Genomic DNA, 17,241 nt, shown 5'->3' with positions numbered 1-17,241 from the left:
AAAAGCAATGATCTCAGGAGATAGAATGATGATTACTCTGCGCAAACAAGTCCCTCTGGCAATCGCCGTTGCGGCAGGCATCCTGTCTGCCCAGGCAGGCGCCGTGGACTTTAAAGGTTATGCTCGTTCCGGCATTGGCTGGACCGGGAGTGGCGGTGAACAACAATGTTTCCAGGCAACAGGTGCACAAAGTAAATACCGTCTCGGTAACGAATGTGAAACCTACGCCGAGCTGAAACTTGGCCAGGAAGTGTGGAAAGAAGGCGATAAGAGCTTCTATTTCGACACTAACGTAGCGTATTCCGTTTCTCAGCAGAACGACTGGGAATCCACCAGCCCGGCCTTCCGCGAAGCTAACGTGCAGGGTAAAAACCTGATTGAATGGCTGCCAGGCTCCACCATCTGGGCCGGTAAGCGTTTCTATCAACGTCATGACGTCCACATGATCGACTTCTACTACTGGGATATTTCTGGTCCTGGTGCGGGTATCGAAAACATCGATCTGGGCTTCGGTAAACTGTCTCTGGCTGCAACCCGTTCTTCTGAGTCCGGCGGTTCTGCGACCTTCGCCGATCGTGATGCGAACGGCGACCGTATTTACGACAACGTCGTGCCAAACGATGTCTTCGATGTCCGTTTAGCGGGTCTGGAAACCAACCCGGGCGGTACGCTGGAGCTGGGTGTTGATTACGGTCACACCAACATTCCTGACGACTACTACCTGCAACCTGGCGCCTCTAAAGATGGCTGGCTGTTCACCGCTGAACACACCCAGAGCATGATGAAGGGCTTCAACAAGTTCGTTCTGCAGTACGGTACGGACTCCATGACCTCTAACGGTAAAGGTATCCCACAAGGCGGTAGCGTTGATAACGACGGCTCCATGTGGCGTGTGCTGGACCACGGTGCAATCACCCTGGCAGATCGTTGGGACCTGATGTACGTCGGTATGTACCAGAACATCGATCGTGACAACAACAACGGCACCGAGTGGTGGACCGTGGGCGTTCGTCCAATGTTCAAATGGACGCCGATCATGAGCACCCTGCTGGAAGTGGGCTACGACAACGTCAAATCTCAGAAAACTGACGACAAAAACAGCCAATACAAAATCACCCTGGCACAGCAATGGCAGGCAGGCGACAGCATCTGGTCTCGTCCGGCTATCCGTGTCTTCGCAACTTACGCGAAGTGGGATGAGAAATGGGGCTACGCGAACAATGGCGATACCGGCTACACCTCTGGCGTAGCGTATAGCGACACCTCCGCGAAAACCTTCAGCCGTGGCGACAACGATGAGTGGACCTTCGGTGCCCAGATGGAAATCTGGTGGTAATTCGTTAGACCTGACGTAATGACCTAAAAAGAGGGGCGTAAGCCCCTCTCTCCTTAGGGTGCTGCGCGCTATTGCCTGGCCACCGCAGTGCTCACGCTATCAGAGGTAATAACAATGAAAATGAAGAAAAGTCTCGTCGCGCTGTGCCTCTCTGCGGGGCTGCTGGCCTGTGTTCCGGCTGTCACCTTTGCAGACGTCAATTTCGTTCCTCAAAATACCAGTGCTGCGCCAGCGATTCCGGCGGCGGCACTCCAGCAGCTGGTGTGGACGCCAGTTGATCAATCAAAAGTTCAAACCACTCAGCTTTCTGCCGGTGGTCAATCCCTGAACGTGCCTGGTATCAGCGGCCCGGTTGCGGCTTTTAGCGTGCCCGCCAATATTGGCGAACTGACCCTGACGCTGACCAGCGAAGTGAACAAGCAAACCAGCGTATTCGCGCCTAACGTTCTGATCCTCGATCAAAACATGACGCCATCAGCCTACTTCCCGAGCGACTATTTTAGCTATCAGGAACCGGGCGTAATGAGCGCTGACCGACTGGAAGGCGTAATGCGCCTGACGCCAGCACTGGGACAGCAGAAGATTTACGTCCTGGTATTCACAACAGAAAAAGATTTGCAGAAGACGACAAAGCTGGTTGACCCGGCGAAAGCCTATGCGAAAGGCACCGGAAACTCTGTCCCGGATATTCCGGACCCGCTTGCTCGTCATACCGCTGATGGTCTGGTCAAACTGAAAGTCTCTACCAACAGTGCGTCAAGCGTACTCGTCGGCCCACTGTTCGGCTCATCCGGCCCGGGCCCTGTGACGGTAGGAAACACCGCAGCACCAGTCTATGCCGCGCCTGTGGCTGCATCGGCCCCTGCTCCAGCACCAACGAAGCCATCTGAGCCGGTACTGAACGACACCGAAGCGTACTTCAACAATGCCATTAAGCAGGCAGTGAAGCGCGGCGATGTCGACAAAGCGCTGAAGCTGCTTGATGAAGCCGAACGTTTAGGTTCAACCACTGCCCGTTCCACCTTTATCAGCAGTGTAAAAGGCAAGGGGTAACCGTCTCCCCGCAGTGCTGATTTGTTAGTAGTTTAGTGCGCCTGAGTGGGCGCACTTTTTTTGGTTCTCTTCGCGCTGTTGCGCCATTGTTGCGATAGTGATCGCTAAATAACGTTTGACCGCCCTCAATCCGCGTTTCTGCGATACAATGCCATTACGTTATGTATCGGAGAGTCTGGCATGTCACACCCCGCGCTAACGCAACTGCGTGCGCTGCGCTATTTCGACCAAATACCCGCGCTTGACCCGGAGCAACTGGACTGGTTGCTGCTGGAAGATTCCATGACGAAACGTTTTGAGCAACAGGGCAAAACGGTCACGGTGACGATGATTCAGGAAGGATTTGTCTCTGCCGATGACATCGCCAGCGAGCTGCCGCTGCTACCAAAAGAAGATCGCTACTGGCTGCGTGAAATTTTACTCTGTGCTGACGGCGAGCCGTGGCTTGCCGGGCGAACAGTGGTGCCTGAGTCTACCCTTTCCGGGCCAGAACTTGCCCTGCAACGATTGGGGAAAACGCCGCTGGGGAGGTATCTTTTCACCTCGTCTGAACTTACCCGAGATTTTATTGAGATTGGTCGTGATGCCGACCTGTGGGGGCGTCGTTCCCGCCTTCGTCTGAGTGGTAAACCGTTAATACTGACAGAGCTTTTTTTACCGGCATCGCCGTTGTACTGAGAGGAAGACAAAATGGAGTGGAGCCTGACGCAAAACAAGCTGCTGGCCTATCACCGCTTAATGCGAACGGATAAACCGATTGGCGCATTGCTGCTGCTGTGGCCAACGTTATGGGCGCTGTGGGTGGCGACGCCGGGCGTGCCGCCGCTGTGGATCCTGGCGGTGTTTGTTGCCGGTGTCTGGCTGATGCGTGCTGCAGGCTGTGTAGTAAATGACTACGCAGACCGGAAATTTGACGGACATGTAAAGCGAACGGCTAATCGTCCGTTGCCCAGCGGCCAGGTGACGGAAAAAGAGGCGCGCACGCTGTTTGTGGTGCTGGTGCTGCTCTCCTTCCTGCTGGTGCTAACGCTTAACACCATGACGATCCTGCTGTCTGTCGCCGCGCTGGCGCTGGCCTGGGTCTACCCGTTTATGAAGCGCTACACCCATCTGCCGCAGGTGGTGCTGGGCGCGGCATTTGGCTGGTCGATTCCAATGGCGTTTGCCGCGGTTAGCGAATCTGTCCCGCTCAGCTGCTGGCTGATGTTCCTGGCGAATATTCTTTGGGCAGTGGCGTACGATACGCAGTACGCGATGGTCGACCGCGATGACGATCTCAAAATTGGCGTCAAGTCGACGGCGATCCTGTTTGGCCGTCAGGACAAACTGATTATCGGCATATTGCAGGTGGCGGTGCTGGCGCTGATGGTGGCGATTGGTCGCCTGAACGGGCTGAACTGGGAATTTTACTGGTCCGTGCTGGTGGCGGGACTGCTGTTCGCGTATCAGCAGAAGCTGATTGCGAAGCGCGAGCGTGAAGCCTGCTTCAAAGCATTTTTAAATAATAACTACGTCGGTTTGGTGCTGTTTTTAGGGCTGGCGATGAGTTACTTTGGCTAAAAAGAAGCCCGGTGGCGCTAGCGCTTACCGGGCCTACATGTCATGCAGGATCGTAGGCCGGGTAAGCGCTAGCGCCACCCGGCTTTTTTACATCACTCGTCCTGCGTCGCGCTCTCAATCGTCAAACGCACGTCCGAGGTAATCAGCTCGGCCAGCATCTGGTAAATCTTGAGCGTCTCTTCCGGTTCAGCATCGCCCGTATCGCTGATAAACCCTTCATCACGCAGCGTCAGCACCAGTGAGCTGAATACCGCTTTGTCGAAGAACTCCGGTGCGTTAATGCCGTGTAGAACAGACAGGCGCTGTGCCAGCGTCCGGCTCTCTTTTTCCAGCGTACCACGGTTGATCGACGGGTTCGCGCTGAGCAGCCAGAAGGTGATGGCGTAGCGCTGCAGCGTTTCACGCGCACCGGCGGCCAGCAGCTGCAGGGTGCGGGAACGCGACGGGTTGATATGCAGCTCGTCATTAGTCAGGGTAATCAGCCCCTGACGACGCATCTCTTCCGTCATTTTATCCAGCTCTACCGCCAGCTCATCTTTACTCCAGCGCAGGAACAGCTCCGCTTTCAGCATCGGGTAGATGGCTTCAAGATGGCGCAACAGTTCCTGACGCGAAATGCGGCGATGCTGGGTAATAATGGCCGCCATCAGCGACGGCAACATCAGCATATGCGTGATGTTGTTGCGGTAGTACGTCATCAGCACGGCCTGCTCGCGCGGCAGGATGATGATGTCACCGATGGTGTCTTTCTCGACTTCGAACTTGTTCATCTGCAGCGCGTGGTCGATAAGCTCGCTCGCGGTAGCAGATGGCACGGTCGAATCAACCGAGTACGGCACGTTGCGCATAATGTTTAGGTAGCAATCAAGCTGCTCGGTCAACTGTTCACGGGTCAGTGAACGCTGGCGAGAGGCCAGAAGCGCGGTACAACACAGGTTCATGGCGTTCGCCGCACCTGCGTTGTTAATGCGCACCATCAGCTCTGCAGCAATACCGTTCACCGTAGGCGTCAGCCACGCCGGACGTACCGCTTCGATAGGGTCGATAGACTCGCGCCACTCCGGAACATGGTTGTTCAGATACGTCATCAGCGGCATCGGTTCGCCAAAGTTCACATAGCCTTGGCCAAGATTGCGCAGCTTGCTCAGGCCGCGCAGCATCTGCGGCAGGCTCTCTTTCTCTTTGGTCGCACCGCGCAGCTCTTTGGCGTAAGTGCCCACTTCCATGACGTGTTCATAGCCAATGTAGATCGGCACCAGCGTGATGGGACGGGTTCCTCCGCGCAGCATCGCCTGAATGGTCATCGACAGCGTGCCGGTCTTCGGATCGAGCAGACGTCCGGTACGGGAACGACCGCCTTCCACGAAGTATTCGACGGAATAGCCGCGGCTGAACAGCTCGCCCAGATACTCGCGGAATACGGTGGAATAGAGCTTGTTACCCTTAAAGGTACGGCGAATAAAGAACGCACCCAGACGGCGGAAGATCGGGCCTGCTGGCCAGAAGTTCAGGTTGATACCCGCCGCAATGTGCGGTGGCACCAGCCCCTGGTGATACAACACATAGGAGAGAAGCAGGTAGTCCATGTGGCTGCGGTGGCAGGGCACATAAACAATTTCATGACCGTCGTGGGCCAGCTGGCGTACGCGCTCGGCGTTGTGGACGTTAATGCCCTGATAGAGACGGTTCCAGGTGAAACTCAGGATACGGTCGGAGAGACGAATCATCTCGTAGGAGAAGTTCGCCGCGATCTCTTCCATCAGTGCAATGGCGTTTTGCTGTGCTTTCTCGTGGGAAATCTTCTTGCTGCGCGCTTCGTCTTCAACTGCACGGGCAATCGCTTTGGAGGCCAGCAGCTTGTTGAACAGATCCTGACGCGCCGGGAGACGAGGCCCAACGGCAGCCAGACGCTGTCGTGCGAAGTGCATACGCGCCACGCGCGCCAGTTTTTGCGCGATGATCTTATCTGTGCCGTGCTCGTCCGCCATGCGGCGCAGCGAAACGGAAGGGGAGAAGCGCACAAAGCTGTCGCGTCCCAGCCAGGAGACCGCGAAGAACTTCTGGATGCCGTTGAGCATGCGCAGCGGCGGATTCTCTTCGCCTTTTTCGCGCCCCGGACGGCGACCAAACATCACTGAGACCGGCACCATCTGCACATCCAGATCGGGATTGCTGCGGTGCAGGTCGAGATAGTCATGGAACAGCTTGATGGACTCTTCTTTCGGCGTGTAATAGGTAAACACGCGCGGCCCGCCGTGAATAAACACGTAGCGCGGCAGCAGAGTGCCATCAACTTCAAGCGGTTCAAGTGGGTCAGGTAAATCATGCGCCAGGCATTGGGCGCGAAGCGTCAGCAGGTCTGCCTTCGAGTTATAAGGCAAAACGTACATAATAGGGCGCGACGTATCGAGCCCTAATTCCAGCGCAGGTTCTGCTGGGATAGACTTACTTTTTACCAGGACGCTTAATGGTAAATTAAGTAATTTGTAGTAAATTCGTGGCCAGCCGGACATAAACGATGTAAAGCCTCTGGTTAATAATGCAATTGCGGCGCAAGGATAACAGAAAGCGCGCAAAATTTCTGTTGTTACCCGTCATACTTCAGGCTACAGCGAAACGCGCTGCTGCCAGAGTTACTGACGCTATTTCCAATAAAAGGTTCTATTAATGGCCAATAATACCACTGGGTTAACTCGAATCATCAAAGCTGCCGGCTATTCATGGAAAGGTTTCCGTGCCGCATGGGTCAATGAAGCCGCGTTTCGCCAGGAGGGCGTTGCCGCTATCGTCGCGGTTATCATCGCCTGTTTCCTTGATGTTGATGCTATTACCCGCGTGCTTCTCATCGGCTCTGTTCTTTTGGTGATGATAGTGGAAATTCTCAATAGCGCTATTGAGGCGGTTGTGGACCGTATCGGTTCAGATTTCCACGAACTTTCTGGCCGCGCGAAAGACATGGGGTCTGCCGCTGTGCTGTTGGCGATTATCACGGCAGCGATTACCTGGGTCACGTTGCTTTGGTCACATTTCCGATGAGCCTCGAGGAATAATTAAGTCCCTGGTTTTTTGTGCAGTTTTTGGTTCCAAAATCGCCTTTGACTGTATATACTCACAGCATAACTGTATATACACCCAGGGGGCGGAATGAAAGCGTTAACGACCAGGCAGCAAGAGGTGTTTGATCTCATCCGGGATCATATCGGCCAGACGGGTATGCCACCCACGCGTGCGGAAATCGCTCAGCGTCTGGGCTTCCGTTCTCCAAATGCGGCCGAGGAACACCTGAAAGCGCTGGCGCGCAAAGGTGTGATTGAAATTGTGTCTGGCGCGTCTCGCGGCATTCGTCTGCTGGTGGAAGAAGAGACAGGTATTCCGCTGATTGGTCGTGTCGCCGCAGGTGAACCTCTGTTGGCCCAGCAGCATATTGAAGGTCACTATCAGGTCGATCCTGGTATGTTCAAGCCGAGTGCGGATTTCCTGCTGCGCGTCAGCGGGATGTCCATGAAAGATATCGGCATTCTTGACGGCGATCTGCTGGCCGTTCACAAAACGCAGGATGTACGTAACGGTCAGGTTGTGGTCGCGCGTATTGATGATGAAGTGACCGTCAAACGACTGAAAAAACAGGGCAACACCGTACAGCTGCTGCCCGAAAATAACGAATTCTCCCCGATTGTGGTGGATCTGCGCGAACAGAACTTTTCCATTGAAGGTCTGGCCGTTGGTGTTATCCGCAACGGTGAATGGCTGTAACGTCTTCCTGACAGGCTACGGGTCTCCGTAGCCTGGATCATCTTCCATTCCCGGTATTTTTCATGTCACTGCTGACAGCTTCTGATAAGGCATTGTGGCGTCTTGCACTGCCGATGATTTTTTCCAATATCACCGTTCCCCTGCTTGGCCTGGTGGACACCGCGGTGATTGGTCATCTGGATTCTCCCGTTTATCTGGGCGGCGTGGCGATTGGCGCAACGGCGACCAGTTTTCTCTTTATGCTCCTGCTCTTCTTACGCATGAGTACCACGGGGCTGACGGCACAAGCCTATGGCGCGAAAGATCCGCTGCGACTGGCGCGGGCGCTGGTTCAGCCACTCATTCTGGCGCTTGGGGCAGGCGCGTTAATCGTTCTGTTTCGCACGCCGCTGATTGATCTGGCGCTGCACATTGTGGGCGGCAGCGAGGCGGTGCTGGAGCAGGCGCGTCGCTTCCTTGAAATCCGCTGGCTCAGCGCGCCCGCATCGCTGGCAAACCTGGTTCTGCTGGGCTGGCTGCTGGGCGTGCAGTACGCTCGTGCGCCGGTCATCCTGCTGGTGGTGGGAAACCTTTTGAACATCGTGCTCGACCTCTGGCTGGTGATGGGCCTGCACATGAACGTACGGGGCGCGGCACTGGCAACCGCAGTCGCAGAATACGGCACGTTTATCATCGGCCTGTGGATGGTCTGGCGCGTACTGGCCATGCGTGGAATCTCCCTCGTCATGCTGAAAACCGCGTGGCGCGGCAACCTCCGCAAGCTGCTGGCGCTGAACCGGGACATCATGCTGCGCTCGCTCCTGCTGCAACTCTGTTTTGGTGCGTTAACGGTTTTTGGTGCCCGTCTTGGGCCTGAGATCGTTGCGGTAAATGCGGTGCTGATGACATTGCTGACGTTTACCGCGTATGCGCTGGACGGCTTTGCTTACGCCGTGGAGGCGCACTCCGGGCAGGCATACGGTGCGCGTGAAAGTGGCCAGCTCCGCGAGGTGTGGCGGGCGGCTTGCCGTCAGTCAGGTCTGGTCGCGCTGGCATTCGCACTGATGTATGCCTGTTTCGGCAGCGACATTATCGCGTTACTCACGTCGCTACCGGCATTACGCGAACTGGCGGGCCACTATCTCATCTGGCAAGTGATCTTACCGGTGGTGGGTGTCTGGTGTTATCTGCTGGATGGCATGTTTATTGGCGCAACGCGCGGCGCGGAGATGCGTAACAGCATGGCGGTCGCGGCTGCAGGTTTTGGCCTCACGCTGCTGATCTTACCGTATTTGGGCAATCACGGTTTATGGCTGGCACTGGCGGTTTTCCTGTCGCTGCGCGGGTTGTCGCTGGCGTTCATCTGGCACCGCCACTGGCGCAACAACACCTGGCTTCCTTCCCGCTCCGATATATCGTGACGGTTAAAGATTCCGAATATGAAATCAACCGCCGAATCCTTAACTACAATTATTATCACGTCCAGCAGAAAAGAACGTAACGGACGTTACGACCCAACGCTTAACTAAGAGGACACGATGATGAATAAAGACGAAATCGGCGGCAACTGGAAGCAGTTTAAAGGTAAAGCGAAAGAACAGTGGGGTAAGCTGACGGATGACGATATGACCGTCATTGAAGGTAAACGCGATCAGCTTGTCGGTAAAATCCAGGAGCGTTACGGCTACGCGAAAGACCAGGCGGAAAAAGAAGTGGGCGACTGGGAAAAACGCAACGACTACCGCTGGTAACCGGGCTATACCCGAAAGTACAAGGAAGTACGCCCTGAGGGCGGCTCTAAGCCGCCTTTTCTTTTGCCGTTAACGCGGCTTTTTCTTCACGAGAATAGAGTGGTCGTGCTGACATGCGTCCTGATGACGGCAGGCTTCCACTTCCACGCAGGCAGAGCACAGCCCGTGCGCTTCAATCACGTTATGACGCAGGGCGAAGCCCATTTTAGCCGCCAGCGTATGCATAATATCTTCAACGCCTTCCGCACACTCTTCCTTCACCGCGCCGCAGCGGTCGCAGATAAACATGGCTGAGGTATGGGTTGGCTGATCGAACAGATGGCACAGTACATAGCTGTTGGTCGATTCAACTTTGTGCACAAACCCTTGTTCCAGCAGGAAATCCAGCGCACGATAAACCGTAGGCGGTTTTGCCTGCGGCTCGCTTGCACGCAGCAAATCCAGCAGGTCATATGCGCTGATGGCACCCTGTTGCAGGCTCATCAGGCGCAATACCTCGAGGCGCTGCGGAGTCAGGCGCACATTGCGTTGCGCACACAGCTTTTCGGCCTGCGCTAACAGCTCTTTTGTGGACTTATCCATTTAGCACCTCGGATGTATAGGATGGAAAACCCTCACTTTATCATGTTCTGGTAAAAACACCGAGATCCACCAGGCTGTGCTATACCTGACGCATCGCAATTCGGGGAATTAACCATGAAAAGACCTGACTGTATTAAGCACTGGCAAGATGTGGAAGGTGCTGACGATTCGACCTATCCCGACAGTAACGAACTTTTTTCCATCGGCGCGCCCCTTGCTCGCAGGCTGGGCTTAGGCCGCATCGGTATTCATCATGAGCGTTTGCCGCCAGGGCGTCGTACGTCTTATCCGCATGCGGAAAGCGACGAAGAAGAGTTTATTTATGTGCTTGAAGGGCATCCGGAGGCCTGGATAAACGGCTACCTGTGGAAGCTTGAGCCAGGAGACAGCGTTGGGTTCCCCGCCGGGACGGGCGTTTGCCATACCTTTATTAACAATACCGACGAAGAGGTGCGGTTGCTGGTTGTTGGCGAGGCCAACAAAAAGCAAAACCGTATCTACTATCCGCTGAACCCGGTTTATGCCGCGACGCGTGAGGACCGCTGGGTAGATCATCCTCCTCAATTTTTTGGGCCGCACAATGGAAAACCCGAGCGGAAATAATTTTCCTCTTCTATAAATATTGAGGGCCGTCACAAATTACAACAGGCCGTAAGGGAATTTTACTTAGGGAAAGAAATAGCGGGTCTTTTACTTCTTATTCACAGCAATAGTTCGTTCCTGTTTGGGTGATAACAGACAGGGGTTATTTCATAACAGACTATAACGGGCATACTGTGAAAAAATATTTTAAATTTTCGGTGGTTAGCATTGCTGTCTCCTTTTTTATGGCAAATCAGGCGGGAGCAGCCAATACCTGGACAGAAGCGCGCAGTGACGCGATGGGGGGAACGGGCGTTGCGGCAGGGACCTACGGCAGCGGCACATTAATCAACCCGGCATTACTGGCGAAAGCGAAACCTGACGATGGCATCACGGTGATCCTGCCATCCATCGGCGCGCAGATTTCAGACAAAGATAACCTGCGGGATAAAATCGATGACATCAGCGACGATGTAAGCCGCTATCGCAGCACGCTGGACAACATCAACCTCATCGATCTCTTAAATCCGCTTAGCCCTGCCTCTCAGCAGGTCTCTTCCGCTGCGGGCGATCTTGCCGATCAGCTGGATTCCCTGAAAGGGAAAACCGCCAGCGGTAAAGCGGGTGGGGGGATCGCCGTCAGTATTCCTAATGACGTGTTATCCGTAGCATTCGTCGCAAAAGCGAATGCGCGTGCACGCGTGAGTTCTTATATTGATCAGGGTGATATTGAAAAGTTACGCCTGGTTGAAGATGTTCCTGCTGCAGCGCTTCGCATTAATCCGAATGATTTGAAGTCAAAAGGCTTTGGCCGCGCGGCAATCGTTTCGGACTATGGCGTGACGGTCGCGCGTCAGTTTGATATCAGCGGTGTGCCGGTTTCATTGGGTATCACGCCGAAGCTGCAAAAGACCTGGCTCTATAACTACACCGTCTCGATTTACAACTTCGACAGTGGCGACATCAACAGCAGCCGTTACCGTAATGATGATACTGGTTTTAACGTCGATGCTGGTCTTGCGGCGGACTTCGGGGAAAACTGGACGGTCGGCCTGACCGGACAAAATCTTTTCTCGCGTGATATCGACACTAAAGAGGTGGACGGGGTGCGTGATACCTATCAAATTAGCCCTGTTGTCACCGCGGGTGCGGCATGGCATACCGATCTTCTGACCCTGACGGCTGATGGCGATCTGACCGAAACCAAGGGCTTTAAAAGCGAAGATACCTCGCAATATGTTGGCGTCGGTGCCGAGGTGACGCCGCTCAGTTGGCTCGCCGTGCGTGCCGGTTATCGGGCAGATATGAAAGGCAACGACAGCAATGTCTTTACCGGCGGTGTTGGCTTTGCGCCATTTAACACCGTCCACGTTGACCTGATGGGCCTGTACGGCGAGGACGAAACCTGGGGCGCAGGAGCACAGCTGAGCATGACGTTTTAACGTGAACCGGAGGCGCTGCGCCTCCGGCTTTTCTTTGTGCTATAGTAGCGCCCCTTTTCCACCAGATGCTTAAAACTTCGCCATGTCGTCAGAATTACAGACTGCTTTCCCCGCACACCGTTTCTCCATTGCGCCGATGCTCGACTGGACGGACAGACACTGCCGTTACTTCCTGCGTCAGCTCTCCCGCCATACGCTGCTGTATACCGAAATGGTGACCACCGGGGCAATTATTCACGGCAAGGGCGACTATCTGGCCTATAGCGAAGAAGAGCATCCGGTTGCGCTGCAGCTGGGCGGCAGCGATCCGGCCGCACTGGCGCAGTGCGCGAAGCTGGCCGAAGCGCGCGGCTATGACGAAATAAACCTGAACGTGGGTTGCCCGTCCGATCGCGTGCAGAACGGCATGTTCGGCGCGTGCCTGATGGGCAACGCGCAGTTGGTGGCGGACTGCATCAAAGCCATGCGTGACGTCGTCTCTATCCCGGTGACGGTCAAAACCCGTATCGGCATTGATGACCAGGACAGCTACGAATTTCTGTGCGATTTCATCAATACCGTTGCCGGAAAGGGCGAGTGCGAGATGTTCATCATCCACGCGCGTAAAGCCTGGCTTTCCGGCCTCAGTCCGAAAGAGAATCGCGAAATCCCGCCGCTGGACTACCCGCGCGTATACCAGCTGAAGCGCGATTTCCCGCACCTGACGATGTCGATTAACGGCGGCATCAAGTCTCTGGAAGAGGCGAAAACGCATCTGGCGCATATGGATGGCGTGATGGTCGGGCGTGAGGCGTATCAGAACCCCGGTATCCTGGCGACGGTCGATCGTGAGATCTTTGGTGTTAAAGATGCAGATACCGATCCGGTTGCGGTCGTGCGTGCCATGTATCCGTATATTGAGCGTGAGCTGAGCAACGGCACCTACCTTGGCCATATCACCCGCCATATGCTTGGCCTGTTCCAGGGGATTCCGGGCGCGCGCCAGTGGCGTCGTTACCTGAGCGAGAACGCGCACAAAGCCGGAGCCGATATTGAAGTGCTTGAGCATGCGCTGCGCCTGGTGGCAGATAAGCGATAAATTTCACTAAAAGATCGTCAAATTCACCACGCCCCGCCCAACGTTGCGGGGCGTTTTGCTTTCAGAACAACACGTTACGTTTGGCATGATTCTTGTAATGCTTTCTGCATCATTCGGGGCTCGTGGGAGAACACCATGCTGGAACTACTTTTTGTGATTGGCTTTTTTGTGATGCTGATGGTGACGGGCATTTCGCTGCTCGGCATTCTCGCGGCGATCGTTGTGGCGACGGTGGTGATGTTTATCGGCGGGTTATTTGCGTTGACGCTCAAACTGTTACCGTGGTTGCTGCTGGCTGTCGCGGTGGTATGGGTGATACGGGCGATTAAATCGCCAAAAGTGCCCAGTTATCAGCGCAATAACCGCTTTCGTTACTAAGGTATTGAGGGGTTCGTCACATACTTGTAACTTTTCCGGCAGCATGCCTTAGAACAGAATAGGATTTACTTATCGAATCTGTCACTATGACTGCCGCTAAAGAATTCATCGAGCTGTACCCTACATACAGCCGAACTAAAAAAAGAAAGGGCTTCCCACGGGAAGCCCAATTTCTTTTTAGGGCCTAGGGGATCAGCAGGCTTGAGCCCTGCGTCGCCCGGCTTTCCAGCACCTCATGCGCGCGCTGCGCATCGGTCAGGGCGTATTTCTGCGCATCCGCCACGTCCACCTTGATCACACCGCTGGCGATCAGCGAGAACAGTTCGTTGCTGGCTTCCTCCAGTTCTTCCCGGTTGGTGATGTATCCTTGCAGGGAAGGGCGAGTCACATACAGAGAACCCTTCTGGTTCAGAATGCCCAGGTTAACGCCGGTTACCGCGCCTGACGCATTCCCGAAGCTCACCATCAGACCACGGCGCTGCAGGCAGTCCAGCGAGGCTTCCCAGGTATCTTTCCCCACCGAGTCATACACGACCCGCACTTTTTGACCGTGCGTGATCTCTTTGAGCCGTTCAGCAATGCTCTCTTCACGGTAGTTGATGACCTGCCATGCACCGGCCTGCAGCGCACGCTGTGCTTTCTGCGCGCTGCCGACGGTGCCGATAAGCTTCGCACCCAGCGCCTTCGCCCACTGGCAGGCGATCAGCCCTACGCCACCCGCAGCGGCATGGAACAGGAACTGCTCGTCGGGTTTGATTTCATAGGTTTTGCGCAGCAGGTAAAAGACGGTTAGTCCTTTCAGGAATGAGGCGGCAGCCTGTTGAAAAGAGATGGCATTAGGCAGAAGGGCGGCTTTGTCCGCAGGGACGTTATGAACGGAGCTGTAAGCACCCAGGGTAGACTGCGCATACACCACGCGGTCGCCCTCTTTGATATGTTTAACGGCGCTGCCAACTTTGATGACCACGCCAGCCGCCTCCGTTCCCAGCCCGCTTGGCATCGACGGAGGTGGGTAGAGACCGCCGCGAATGTAGGTATCGATGTAGTTAATGCCAATCGCTTTGTTTTCAACCTGGATTTCATTTTCGCCAGGTGCGGCGGGGGTAAACTCCACCGCTTTAAGCACCTCTGGTCCACCGTGTTTCTGGAATTCAATGCGCGTTGCCATGCTCCCTCCGTAAGAAAAATATGGTAATCTTTCGACCCACTCTTTATCTCGGTAACTCCATTCACTATGGCAGGAAACAAACCCTTCAACAAACAGACTGAACCCCGCGAACGTGATTTCCAGGTCGCTGGGTTAAAAGTCCCGCCGCACTCGATTGAAGCGGAACAGTCGGTGTTGGGCGGTTTAATGCTGGATAACGAACGCTGGGACGACGTCGCCGAGCGCGTCGTGGCGGAAGATTTCTACACCCGTCCGCATCGCCATATTTTTACCGAAATGGCGCGCCTGCAGGAGTCAGGTAGCCCGATCGACCTGATCACGCTCGCGGAATCGCTTGAGCGACTGGGGCAGCTTGATAGCTGTGGCGGGTTCGCTTATCTGGCAGAACTGTCAAAAAATACGCCAAGTGCCGCGAACATTAGTGCTTACGCCGACATCGTGCGTGAACGTGCCGTTGTGCGCGAAATGATCTCGGTAGCGAACGAAATCGCCGAAGCCGGTTTTGACCCGCAGGGCCGCTCCAGCGAAGATCTGCTCGACCTTGCCGAATCCCGCGTCTTTAAAATTGCCGAAAGCCGTGCAAATAAAGACGAAGGCCCAAAAAACATTGCCGATGTGCTCGACGCTACCGTTGCGCGTATCGAACAGCTGTTCCAGCAACCGCACGATGGTGTAACCGGCGTAAACACCGGCTATGACGACCTCAATAAGAAAACCGCCGGTCTGCAGCCGTCGGATTTGATTATCGTCGCCGCGCGTCCGTCGATGGGTAAAACCACTTTTGCAATGAACCTCGTTGAAAACGCGGCGATGTTGCAGGATAAGCCGGTGCTGATCTTCAGTCTTGAAATGCCCTCCGAACAGATCATGATGCGTTCCCTGGCGTCGCTGTCGCGCGTGGATCAGACCCGCATTCGTACCGGTCAGCTCGACGATGAGGACTGGGCGCGGATTTCCGGCACCATGGGCATTCTGCTGGAAAAACGGAACATCTATATCGATGATTCCTCTGGCCTGACGCCGACGGAAGTGCGCTCCCGCGCCCGTCGTATCGCCCGCGAACACGGCGGCATCGGCCTTATCATGATCGACTACCTTCAGCTGATGCGCGTCCCGTCGCTCTCCGACAACCGTACGCTGGAAATTGCAGAGATTTCCCGCTCGCTCAAGGCGTTAGCCAAAGAGCTGCACGTGCCGGTGGTGGCGCTGTCGCAGCTTAACCGCTCGCTGGAACAACGTGCCGACAAGCGCCCGGTCAACTCCGACCTGCGTGAATCCGGCTCCATCGAGCAGGATGCCGACTTAATCATGTTCATCTACCGTGATGAGGTTTATCACGAGAACAGTGACCTGAAAGGGATTGCTGAAATTATCATTGGTAAGCAACGTAACGGCCCCATCGGTACGGTACGTCTGACCTTTAACGGACAATGGTCGCGCTTTGATAACTATGCGGGACCGCAGTACGACGACGAATAAGGATTTTACATGCAAGCGGCAACTGTAGTGATTAACCGCCGCGCTCTGCGACACAACCTGCAACGTCTGCGCGAACTGGCACCCGCCAGCAAGCTCGTTGCAGTCGTGAAAGCGAACGCTTACGGACACGGTCTTCTCGAGACCGCGCGAACGCTTCCCGATGCCGACGCCTTTGGCGTCGCCCGTCTTGAAGAAGCTCTCCGCCTGCGCGCGGGCGGCATTACCCAACCGATTCTGCTCCTCGAAGGCTTTTTTGAAGCATCGGACCTGCCAACCATTGCCGACCAGCATCTGCACACGGCGGTACACAATGAAGAACAGCTTGCGGCACTCGAAACCGCCGAGCTGAGCGAGCCGGTGACCGTGTGGATGAAGCTCGACACGGGCATGCACCGTCTGGGCGTGCGCCCGGAAAACGCAGAAGCGTTTTATCATCGCCTGTGTCAGTGCAAAAACGTGCGCCAGCCGGTGAATATCGTCAGCCATTTTGCTCGCGCCGATGAACCGGAGTGTGGTGCGACAGAGAAGCAACTCGATATCTTCAACACCTTCTGCGAAGGCAAACCGGGGATGCGTTCCATTGCGGCATCCGGCGGCATTCTGCTGTGGCCGCAGTCGCATTTCGACTGGGCTCGCCCGGGCATTATCCTTTACGGTGTGTCGCCGCTGGAGGGCAAACCCTGGGGGCCAGATTTCGGTTTCCAGCCGGTGATGTCCCTTGTCTCTAACCTGATCGCCGTGCGCGAGCATAAAGCCGGTGAGCCGGTGGGTTACGGTGGCACATGGACCAGTGAACGCGATACGCGCCTGGGCGTAGTGGCGATGGGGTATGGTGACGGTTATCCGCGTGCCGCCCCGACGGGTACGCCGGTTCTGGTCAATGGTCGTGAAGTGAAAATTGTTGGTCGCGTCGCGATGGACATGATCTGTGTTGACCTCGGGCCGGAAGCGCAGGACAAAGCAGGCGATGCAGTGGTGATGTGGGGGGACGGTTTGCCCGTTGAACGCATTGCTGAATTAACGAAAGTGAGTGCTTACGAACTTATCACGCGCCTGACGTCAAGGGTAGCGATGAAGTACATTGATTGAACCGCTAGTGG

At 55.3% G+C, this 17,241-nt stretch carries 17 protein-coding genes and 1 pseudogene; 15 read left to right on the top strand and 3 right to left on the bottom strand.

Translation table 11 applies throughout. From position 1 onward, the window contains the following. The first annotated feature begins 25 nt into the window (after positions 1-25). The 4 genes from HV355_RS10555 (at position 26) to ubiA (ending at position 3,949) form a co-directional block, all read left to right on the top strand. Positions 26-1,336, top strand: coding sequence for a maltoporin (locus HV355_RS10555; protein WP_089598605.1), 1,311 nt, complete (start codon positions 26-28; stop codon positions 1,334-1,336). A gap of 114 nt (positions 1,337-1,450) precedes the next feature. Then, on the top strand, positions 1,451-2,389 hold the full coding sequence (gene malM, locus HV355_RS10550; protein ID WP_182401840.1) for a maltose operon protein MalM: 939 nt from the start codon (positions 1,451-1,453) through the stop codon (positions 2,387-2,389). A gap of 180 nt (positions 2,390-2,569) precedes the next feature. Beyond that, complete coding sequence (gene ubiC, locus HV355_RS10545) at positions 2,570-3,067, top strand: chorismate lyase (protein ID WP_089598607.1); 498 nt, start codon at positions 2,570-2,572, stop codon at positions 3,065-3,067. A gap of 12 nt (positions 3,068-3,079) precedes the next feature. Further along, a complete protein-coding gene (gene ubiA, locus HV355_RS10540) occupies positions 3,080-3,949 on the top strand; it encodes a 4-hydroxybenzoate octaprenyltransferase (RefSeq protein ID WP_042718873.1) in 870 nt (289 codons plus the stop codon). 92 nt (positions 3,950-4,041) lie between these two features. On the opposite strand, the gene plsB is transcribed toward ubiA, so the two are convergent. Next, complete coding sequence (plsB, locus tag HV355_RS10535) at positions 4,042-6,462, bottom strand: glycerol-3-phosphate 1-O-acyltransferase PlsB (protein WP_089598609.1); 2,421 nt, start codon at positions 6,460-6,462, stop codon at positions 4,042-4,044. A gap of 154 nt (positions 6,463-6,616) precedes the next feature. Between plsB and HV355_RS10530 the strand changes: the two genes are divergently transcribed. The 5 genes and pseudogenes from HV355_RS10530 (at position 6,617) to HV355_RS10515 (ending at position 9,432) form a co-directional block, all read left to right on the top strand. After that, on the top strand, positions 6,617-6,985 hold the full coding sequence (locus HV355_RS10530) for a diacylglycerol kinase (RefSeq protein ID WP_014830281.1): 369 nt from the start codon (positions 6,617-6,619) through the stop codon (positions 6,983-6,985). A gap of 108 nt (positions 6,986-7,093) precedes the next feature. After that, on the top strand, positions 7,094-7,702 hold the full coding sequence (gene lexA, locus HV355_RS10525; protein WP_089598610.1) for a transcriptional repressor LexA: 609 nt from the start codon (positions 7,094-7,096) through the stop codon (positions 7,700-7,702). 62 nt (positions 7,703-7,764) lie between these two features. Beyond that, a complete protein-coding gene (gene dinF, locus HV355_RS10520) occupies positions 7,765-9,102 on the top strand; it encodes an MATE family efflux transporter DinF (protein WP_182401838.1) in 1,338 nt (445 codons plus the stop codon). Continuing rightward, positions 9,099-9,173, top strand: a pseudogene (locus HV355_RS24465) (hypothetical protein); the annotation flags it as partial. The gene dinF and the pseudogene HV355_RS24465, both read left to right, overlap by 4 nt. Positions 9,174-9,222: 49 nt before the next feature. Then, positions 9,223-9,432, top strand: coding sequence for a CsbD family protein (locus tag HV355_RS10515; RefSeq protein WP_014830284.1), 210 nt, complete (start codon positions 9,223-9,225; stop codon positions 9,430-9,432). Between the two features lie 69 nt (positions 9,433-9,501). On the opposite strand, the gene zur is transcribed toward HV355_RS10515, so the two are convergent. Then, the gene (gene zur / locus HV355_RS10510) at positions 9,502-10,014 is read right to left on the bottom strand and encodes a zinc uptake transcriptional repressor Zur (RefSeq protein ID WP_120159805.1); all 513 of its coding nucleotides are present in this window, start codon (positions 10,012-10,014) and stop codon (positions 9,502-9,504) included. 114 nt (positions 10,015-10,128) lie between these two features. On the opposite strand from zur, the gene HV355_RS10505 reads away from it, so the two are divergent. The 4 genes from HV355_RS10505 to pspG all read left to right on the top strand — a co-directional run bounded on the left by HV355_RS10505 (position 10,129) and on the right by pspG (position 13,494). Then, positions 10,129-10,617, top strand: a complete 489-nt coding sequence (locus HV355_RS10505) for a cupin domain-containing protein (RefSeq protein WP_089598613.1) — start codon at positions 10,129-10,131, stop codon at positions 10,615-10,617. 173 nt (positions 10,618-10,790) lie between these two features. Next, a complete protein-coding gene (locus HV355_RS10500; protein ID WP_108418095.1) occupies positions 10,791-12,038 on the top strand; it encodes a conjugal transfer protein TraF in 1,248 nt (415 codons plus the stop codon). Between the two features lie 82 nt (positions 12,039-12,120). Continuing rightward, positions 12,121-13,116 (top strand): tRNA dihydrouridine(20/20a) synthase DusA, encoded by a 996-nt coding sequence (dusA, locus tag HV355_RS10495; RefSeq protein WP_182401837.1) that lies wholly within the window; start codon positions 12,121-12,123, stop codon positions 13,114-13,116. 135 nt (positions 13,117-13,251) lie between these two features. Next, positions 13,252-13,494, top strand: a complete 243-nt coding sequence (gene pspG, locus HV355_RS10490) for an envelope stress response protein PspG (protein WP_109492555.1) — start codon at positions 13,252-13,254, stop codon at positions 13,492-13,494. 184 nt (positions 13,495-13,678) lie between these two features. On the opposite strand, the gene HV355_RS10485 is transcribed toward pspG, so the two are convergent. Then, positions 13,679-14,662: a quinone oxidoreductase gene (locus tag HV355_RS10485; protein WP_182401835.1), complete on the bottom strand. Its 984-nt coding sequence runs from the start codon at positions 14,660-14,662 to the stop codon at positions 13,679-13,681. A 66-nt stretch (positions 14,663-14,728) separates the two neighbouring features. On the opposite strand from HV355_RS10485, the gene dnaB reads away from it, so the two are divergent. After that, positions 14,729-16,141: a replicative DNA helicase gene (gene dnaB / locus HV355_RS10480; protein WP_042718383.1), complete on the top strand. Its 1,413-nt coding sequence runs from the start codon at positions 14,729-14,731 to the stop codon at positions 16,139-16,141. Between the two features lie 9 nt (positions 16,142-16,150). After that, positions 16,151-17,230, top strand: a complete 1,080-nt coding sequence (alr, locus tag HV355_RS10475; protein WP_108418091.1) for an alanine racemase — start codon at positions 16,151-16,153, stop codon at positions 17,228-17,230. Positions 17,231-17,241: the final 11 nt, after the last annotated feature.

This window comes from Enterobacter sp. RHBSTW-01064 (assembly GCF_014103035.1).
Lineage (GTDB): Bacteria > Pseudomonadota > Gammaproteobacteria > Enterobacterales > Enterobacteriaceae > Enterobacter > Enterobacter mori.
Note: the sequence above shows the minus strand (reverse complement) of the source record. Positions and strands in the feature narration are given on the sequence as shown.

Excerpts from the sequence above, each read along its gene's own strand:
- HV355_RS10530 (WP_014830281.1), top strand. The coding sequence starts at position 6,617 with ATGGCCAATAATACCACTGGGTTAACTCGAATCATCAAAGCTGCCGGC.
- plsB (WP_089598609.1), bottom strand. The coding sequence starts at position 6,462 with ATGTCCGGCTGGCCACGAATTTACTACAAATTACTTAATTTACCATTA.
- dnaB (WP_042718383.1), top strand. The coding sequence starts at position 14,729 with ATGGCAGGAAACAAACCCTTCAACAAACAGACTGAACCCCGCGAACGT.
- ubiC (WP_089598607.1), top strand. The coding sequence starts at position 2,570 with ATGTCACACCCCGCGCTAACGCAACTGCGTGCGCTGCGCTATTTCGAC.
- malM (WP_182401840.1), top strand. The coding sequence starts at position 1,451 with ATGAAAATGAAGAAAAGTCTCGTCGCGCTGTGCCTCTCTGCGGGGCTG.
- HV355_RS10505 (WP_089598613.1), top strand. The coding sequence starts at position 10,129 with ATGAAAAGACCTGACTGTATTAAGCACTGGCAAGATGTGGAAGGTGCT.
- ubiA (WP_042718873.1), top strand. The coding sequence starts at position 3,080 with ATGGAGTGGAGCCTGACGCAAAACAAGCTGCTGGCCTATCACCGCTTA.
- zur (WP_120159805.1), bottom strand. The coding sequence starts at position 10,014 with ATGGATAAGTCCACAAAAGAGCTGTTAGCGCAGGCCGAAAAGCTGTGT.
- alr (WP_108418091.1), top strand. The coding sequence starts at position 16,151 with ATGCAAGCGGCAACTGTAGTGATTAACCGCCGCGCTCTGCGACACAAC.
- HV355_RS10555 (WP_089598605.1), top strand. The coding sequence starts at position 26 with ATGATGATTACTCTGCGCAAACAAGTCCCTCTGGCAATCGCCGTTGCG.
- HV355_RS10515 (WP_014830284.1), top strand. The coding sequence starts at position 9,223 with ATGAATAAAGACGAAATCGGCGGCAACTGGAAGCAGTTTAAAGGTAAA.
- pspG (WP_109492555.1), top strand. The coding sequence starts at position 13,252 with ATGCTGGAACTACTTTTTGTGATTGGCTTTTTTGTGATGCTGATGGTG.
- lexA (WP_089598610.1), top strand. The coding sequence starts at position 7,094 with ATGAAAGCGTTAACGACCAGGCAGCAAGAGGTGTTTGATCTCATCCGG.
- dinF (WP_182401838.1), top strand. The coding sequence starts at position 7,765 with ATGTCACTGCTGACAGCTTCTGATAAGGCATTGTGGCGTCTTGCACTG.
- dusA (WP_182401837.1), top strand. The coding sequence starts at position 12,121 with ATGTCGTCAGAATTACAGACTGCTTTCCCCGCACACCGTTTCTCCATT.
- HV355_RS10485 (WP_182401835.1), bottom strand. The coding sequence starts at position 14,662 with ATGGCAACGCGCATTGAATTCCAGAAACACGGTGGACCAGAGGTGCTT.